This is a genomic window from Pseudomonas sp. LB-090624 (genome assembly GCF_003205205.1).
Classification (GTDB): Bacteria; Pseudomonadota; Gammaproteobacteria; order Pseudomonadales; family Pseudomonadaceae; genus Aquipseudomonas.
Genome location: NZ_QJRL01000034.1, coordinates 40,032 through 46,031, shown reverse-complemented (window position 1 = coordinate 46,031; position 6,000 = coordinate 40,032). Strand labels below are relative to the sequence as shown.

The 6,000-nt window shown below is 63.3% G+C and carries 5 protein-coding genes; 2 read left to right on the top strand and 3 right to left on the bottom strand.

Going from position 1 to position 6,000, the window contains the following annotated elements; translation table 11 throughout:
• Positions 1 to 341: 341 nt before the first annotated feature.
• The 3 genes from DMX11_RS22645 to DMX11_RS22635 all read right to left on the bottom strand — a co-directional run bounded on the left by DMX11_RS22645 (position 342) and on the right by DMX11_RS22635 (position 2,220).
• Positions 342 to 1,133 (bottom strand): OmpA family protein, encoded by a 792-nt coding sequence (locus DMX11_RS22645; RefSeq protein ID WP_110747080.1) that lies wholly within the window; start codon positions 1,131 to 1,133, stop codon positions 342 to 344.
• 50 nt (positions 1,134 to 1,183) lie between these two features.
• Complete coding sequence (locus DMX11_RS22640; RefSeq protein ID WP_110747078.1) at positions 1,184 to 1,597, bottom strand: DUF4398 domain-containing protein; 414 nt, start codon at positions 1,595 to 1,597, stop codon at positions 1,184 to 1,186.
• A 278-nt stretch (positions 1,598 to 1,875) separates the two neighbouring features.
• Positions 1,876 to 2,220, bottom strand: a complete 345-nt coding sequence (locus DMX11_RS22635; RefSeq protein WP_110747075.1) for a pilin assembly protein — start codon at positions 2,218 to 2,220, stop codon at positions 1,876 to 1,878.
• A gap of 242 nt (positions 2,221 to 2,462) precedes the next feature.
• On the opposite strand from DMX11_RS22635, the gene ppc reads away from it, so the two are divergent.
• Together ppc and adk are read left to right on the top strand one after the other, a co-directional pair.
• Positions 2,463 to 5,090, top strand: coding sequence for a phosphoenolpyruvate carboxylase (gene ppc / locus DMX11_RS22630; protein WP_110747073.1), 2,628 nt, complete (start codon positions 2,463 to 2,465; stop codon positions 5,088 to 5,090).
• Positions 5,091 to 5,347: 257 nt separating this feature from the next.
• Positions 5,348 to 5,998, top strand: a complete 651-nt coding sequence (gene adk / locus DMX11_RS22625; RefSeq protein ID WP_110747061.1) for an adenylate kinase — start codon at positions 5,348 to 5,350, stop codon at positions 5,996 to 5,998.
• Positions 5,999 to 6,000 lie beyond the last annotated feature (2 nt).

The window sequence follows — 6,000 nt, the reverse complement described above, 5'->3', positions numbered from 1 at the left end:
ATGCAGTTGGAGGCCTTCGAAGCGGTCAGCGATAATCCACAAGCCAAGCTGTCAGCTGTGATCAACTAAACGGCGAACTCAATGGCAAGAGCCATGATGAGTTACACCACTTCCCGGGACACGATCACCGCCTTGTTTCTACGACGCGATATCGCGCCATGTACCAAGGCGTTCGCGCGCAAATCCCCCAGAAATAACTGGCCCGAAACAACCGTAGGAGCGAGCGCAGCTCGCGATGCGCCGCGCGGGCGGCGCTCGATCTCACAGGCGCCAACACATTATCGGCGGACAAAGAAAAGCCCCGCGTCGATTGCGGGGCTTGTCACGTCAGCTAGCCAGCCTTACTGCTGAACCTGGCTCACCGAGCGTGGTGCCACTGGCTGGTTGTCGTTGGAGATGGTCACCTCCACGCGACGGTTCTGCGCACGGCCCGAGTTGCTGCCGTTGTCAGCCACCGGGTATTCCTTGCCGTAGCCTTGGGACACGACGCGCGCAGGGTCTACGCCGGCACGCACCAGCGCCATGCGCACGCTGTTGGCGCGGCGTTCGGACAGGGTCTGGTTGTAGTTGGCCGAGCCGACGCTGTCGGTGTAGCCCTCGACGATCACCTTGCGCTCCGGGTTTTCCTGGAGGAACTGCGCCAGCTTGGTGATGTTCGGGTAGGCGTTGCTCTTGAGTTCGGCCTTGTTGAAGTCGAACAGCACGTCACCGAAGGTCACCAGCGTACCGCGGTCGGTCTGCTTGGCGTTGAGGCTGTCCTGCAGCTTGGCGATCTGCGCATCGCGGGCGTCCAGCTTGGCTTTGGCACGTTCAGCCGAGGCGTTTTTCAGCTCACCTTCGGCGGTGCGCAGAGCGATAGTCTGCTTGGCCACTTCGACGCGCTGGTTGGTCAGGTAGGCGAGTTGGTCGACTTTCTTCTCGTCTTCACGGTCCATGTAGGCCTTGTCGGCCTTGTTCAGCCAGTCCTGGGCGTCCTTGGTTTCCAGTGCAGCCACTTTGCTCGCTTGCGGGTCGCTCTGCAGCGAGGAGAAATTGGTGCGGGCCGCTTCCAGATTGGCATTAGGGTCGTGCGAGCAGGCAGCAAGACCTACGCTCAGGGCCAGCAGGGCGGGAATCATGACGTGTTTGCGCATAGTGTTCATCCTTTGATCGTGTGCGAAGGCTAAGGTTGGCGGGGCAGGGCTCACTGAGCGCTGCGCAGGCCTTCCTCACGTACGTCCTGAACGCCCTGACGGGCATCCTGCACGGCCTTCTGGGCTTTGGCTGCCTGGGCTTTGCGTTCGGCGAGGCGGGCATCCCACTCGGCCTGTTGGGCCAGGCGCTTGGCCTCGTCGTACTTCTTGTCGTGCATGGCAATTTCGGCCTGCTTGAACTTGTCCTGCGCCGCTTTCATTTCAACAGCGGCAAATTCGGTGCCGCCAGCGCTGACAGCGGAGTTCACGGCGGACTGGGTAACCGCATACTGCTCGGTCGGCGGGTTGCCCGCACAGCCGGCCAGGACCAGGCTACTGCCCAGCGCCAGCGCGGCCAGCTTGAACCCGCGCACGTGAGTGGATGACGGTTTGAAAGTGCGGGTTTTCATGTTGGTCAGCTCCATTGGATCACTCCTGATAACGACGATGTCCGTAGCAGTCCATCGCTCATTCCCTGACAATTTCCGTGCGCTTCAGCTGATCGGTGCACAAGTGCAGGTGTGCAGGGTTTTAGCGTGATGGCTATTGGCTCCGACTGGAGTGTTTTTCCAATAGTTCAGAAAAAAGTCGTGTAATCGGATAACTATTTCTGACTGATCAGTCAGCGGAGGGGGTGCGGAACTTTAGCAGGGCTCAGCGGTATTCCGGGCCTGGGCGAGGCCCGGAATGACGGGGCGGGGGGTTAGTTTTCGCTGTCGTCGCCGTGGTTGCTCAAGCTGTGCAGGTGCTGGCGCGACAGCGACAGGAAGCGCGGTGTAGGGCCAACATCCTCGTACAACGGATCGCCCTCTTCATCGGTGGCGATGACCTGGCGGCCCTGTATGTACGGAAAGCTGGCCTCCAGCTCCTCCAGGGCGGCCGCTACCAGTTCGCCGAGCAGCTCCTCGGCAGTGCGCTTGGGGTACATGTCGATCAACGCGGCCAGGCGCGCCTCGGATTCCAGGTCCAGGTGCAACACATGGCCCGTGCGGCTGAGGGTGCCGGCGGCATTCTGTTCCCAGTGCTGGGCGAGTTCACGGATTTTCATGATGACCTCTATGGGCGCCTGTGAAGGCTGTACTGCATGGGAGTGTGTGCTTTCACTTTAGTTTGCTTTGGCCGATCACGGCTTGCCATCGTCGGCCGGCTGTGGGCACTCTTGGGTGCATGTCTCGGCCTCTTGTGTGCGGGCACCGCGTGGAATGCTTCGCGGGCATGCCCGCTGCCACAGGGATCGGGTAAAGGCTGAAAGGGAAGCAGTGCGCCAGAGCCGCGCCGAAGAGAGGGCCAATGACCGATATCGATGTGCGTTTGCGTGAAGATGTCCATGTGTTGGGTGAGCTGCTGGGCGAAACCATTCGCCAGCAGCATGGCGATGCGTTCTTGCAGAAGATCGAGGATATCCGCCACAGCGCCAAGGCCGACCGCCGCGGCCCCGGCGAGCAACTGAGCTCGACCCTGGCCGACCTTGCCGAAGAAGACCTGCTACCGGTGGCCAGGGCCTTCAACCAGTTCCTCAACCTGGCCAACATGGCCGAGCAATACCAACTGATCCGCCGCCGCGACGCCGACCAGCCCGAGCCCTTCGAAGCGCGGGTACTGCCTGAGCTGCTGGCGCGGCTGAAGCAGGCAGGCCACAGCAACGATGCCCTGGCCCGGCAACTGGCCAAGCTGGACATCCAGTTGGTGCTCACCGCGCACCCCACCGAGGTGGCCCGCCGCACGCTGATCCAGAAATACGACGCCATTGCCGGCCAGCTGGCCGCGCAAGACCACCGCGACCTGATCCCGGCCGAACGACAACAGGTGCGCGAGCGCCTGCGCCGGCTAATCGCCGAAGCCTGGCACACTGAAGAAATCCGCCGCACCCGGCCGACGCCGGTAGATGAAGCCAAGTGGGGCTTCGCAGTCATCGAGCATTCGCTCTGGCACGCCATTCCCAGCCATCTGCGCAAGGTCGACAAGGCCTTGCTCGAGGCCACTGGCCTGCGCCTGCCACTCGAGGCAGCGCCGATCCGCTTCGCTTCGTGGATGGGCGGCGACCGTGATGGCAACCCCAACGTGACCGCCGCCGTCACCCGCGAAGTGCTGCTGCTGGCCCGCTGGATGGCCGCCGATTTGTTCCTGCGCGATATCGATGCCCTGGCCGCCGAGCTTTCGATGCAGCAGGCCAATGACGCGCTGCGCGAACGGGTGGGTGACAGCGCCGAACCTTACCGCGCCGTGCTCAAGCAATTGCGTGACCGCCTGCGCGCCACACGTGCCTGGGCCCATTCGGCACTGGCCAGCAGCCAGCCGGCCAGTGCCGAGGTGCTGGTGGACAACCGCGACCTGATCGCGCCGCTGGAGCTGTGCTACCAGTCGCTGCATGAATGCGGCATGGGCGTGATCGCCGAAGGGCCGCTGCTCGACTGCCTGCGCCGAGCAGTCACCTTCGGGCTGTTCCTCGGCCGCCTGGACGTACGCCAGGACGCTGCCCGCCACCGTGATGCCCTGACCGAAATCACCGATTACCTAGGCCTGGGGCGTTATGCGGACTGGGACGAAGAGCAGCGCATCCAGTTCCTCCAGGCCGAGCTGAAAAACCGCAGGCCACTGTTACCCGCACACTTCAAACCACAGGCCGATACCGCCGAAGTGCTGGCCACCTGCCGGGAAGTTGCGGCAGCACCGGCGGCTTCGCTGGGTTCTTATGTCATCTCCATGGCCGGTGCGGCCTCGGACGTACTGGCGGTGCAACTGCTACTCAAGGAAGCTGGGCTGACCCGGCCGATGCGTGTGGTGCCGCTGTTCGAAACCCTGGCCGACCTCGACAACGCCGGGCCGGTGATGCAGCGCCTGCTTGGCCTGCCAGGCTACCGTGCTGGCCTGCGTGGCCCGCAGGAAGTGATGATCGGCTACTCCGACTCGGCCAAGGACGCCGGCACTACGGCAGCGGCCTGGGCGCAGTACCGGGCGCAGGAAAACCTGGTGCGCATCTGTGCCGAGCATCAGGTCGAGCTGCTGCTGTTCCACGGCCGTGGCGGCACGGTAGGTCGGGGTGGTGGCCCGGCCCACGCGGCGATCCTGTCGCAGCCACCAGGATCGGTGGCGGGGCGGTTCCGCACCACTGAGCAGGGCGAGATGATCCGTTTCAAGTTCGGGTTGCCGGGCATTGCCGAGCAAAACCTCAACCTTTACCTGGCTGCCGTGCTCGAAGCCACGCTGCTGCCACCACCGCCACCGCAGCCAGCCTGGCGCGAGGTAATGGACCAACTGGCCGCCGATGGCGTCAAGGCCTACCGCAGCGTAGTGCGTGAGAACCCCGATTTTGTCGAGTACTTCCGCCAGTCGACGCCGGAGCAGGAATTGGGGCGCCTGCCGCTGGGCAGCCGGCCGGCCAAGCGCCGCGCTGGGGGCATCGAAAGCCTGCGGGCCATTCCATGGATCTTCGGCTGGACCCAGACCCGGCTGATGCTGCCAGCCTGGCTGGGCTGGGAGACGGCGCTGAACAATGCCCTGGCGCGGGGCCAGGCTGACCTGCTTGCGCAAATGCGCGAGCAGTGGCCGTTTTTCCGCACCCGCATCGACATGCTGGAGATGGTGCTGGCCAAGGCTGATGCGCAAATCGCCGAGGCCTACGACGAACGTCTGGTGCAACCGCACTTGCTTCCTTTAGGTGCGCAATTGCGCGACCTATTGTCGCAGTCGTGCAAGGTGGTACTGGGCCTGACCGGGCAACCGGTGCTACTGGCGCACAGCCCCGAAACACTGGAATTCATCAGTCTGCGTAATACCTATCTGGACCCGCTGCACCGCCTGCAAGCCGAGTTGCTGGCCCGCTCGCGCAGCCGCGAAGCCGCTCTGGACAGCCCGTTGGAGCAGGCCCTGCTGGTGACTGTGGCGGGCATTGCCGCCGGGCTGCGCAACACCGGCTAAGGGCGAGCCCGGGTCGTGTCTGGCGAGTGCCATACAGGCCCGGCCCGACAATGGGGCGGGTGGTTGCACTGGGCGCAACCGCCAGCCCGCTCAGCCGCAAGTGGCGCATTCCTGCAACTTTGGGACGCTTGTCTGGCTGCCGGGCGCTGTGTATCTTGAGCAGCCTTCTGACCGATTTGTGGTCATACCCGATTTTCCGGACTCGGCCCAGTTTGCCGAATCCATTGAATTTCATAAAAAAATTTGAGGAGCACGAGATGCGCGTAATTCTGCTGGGAGCTCCCGGGGCCGGTAAAGGTACTCAGGCAAAGTTCATCACCGAAAAGTTCGGTATCCCCCAGATTTCCACCGGTGACATGCTGCGTGCCGCCGTTAAGGCCGGCACCCCGCTGGGCCTGGAACTGAAGAAAGTCATGGATGCCGGCCAACTGGTGTCCGACGAGCTGATCATCAGCCTGGTCAAGGAGCGCATCGCCCAGCCTGATTGCGCCAATGGCTGCCTGTTCGACGGCTTCCCACGCACCATCCCGCAAGCCGAAGCAATGGTCGCTGCCGGCGTCGACATCGATGCCGTGGTCGAAATTGCCGTGGACGACGAAGAAATCGTCGGCCGCATGGCTGGCCGCCGCGTGCACCTGGCCTCGGGCCGCACCTACCACATTCAGTACAACCCGCCGAAAGTGGAAGGCAAGGACGACCAGACCGGCGAAGAGCTGATCCAGCGCGATGACGACAAGGAAGAAACCGTTCGCCATCGCCTGTCGGTTTACCACAGCCAGACCAAGCCACTGGTGGACTTCTACCAGAAGCTGTCGGCCGCCAATGCCGGCAAGCCGAAGTACAGCCACATCGAAGGCGTTGGCTCGGTTGAAGCCATCACCGCCAAGGTTCTGGCAGCCCTGAGCTGATC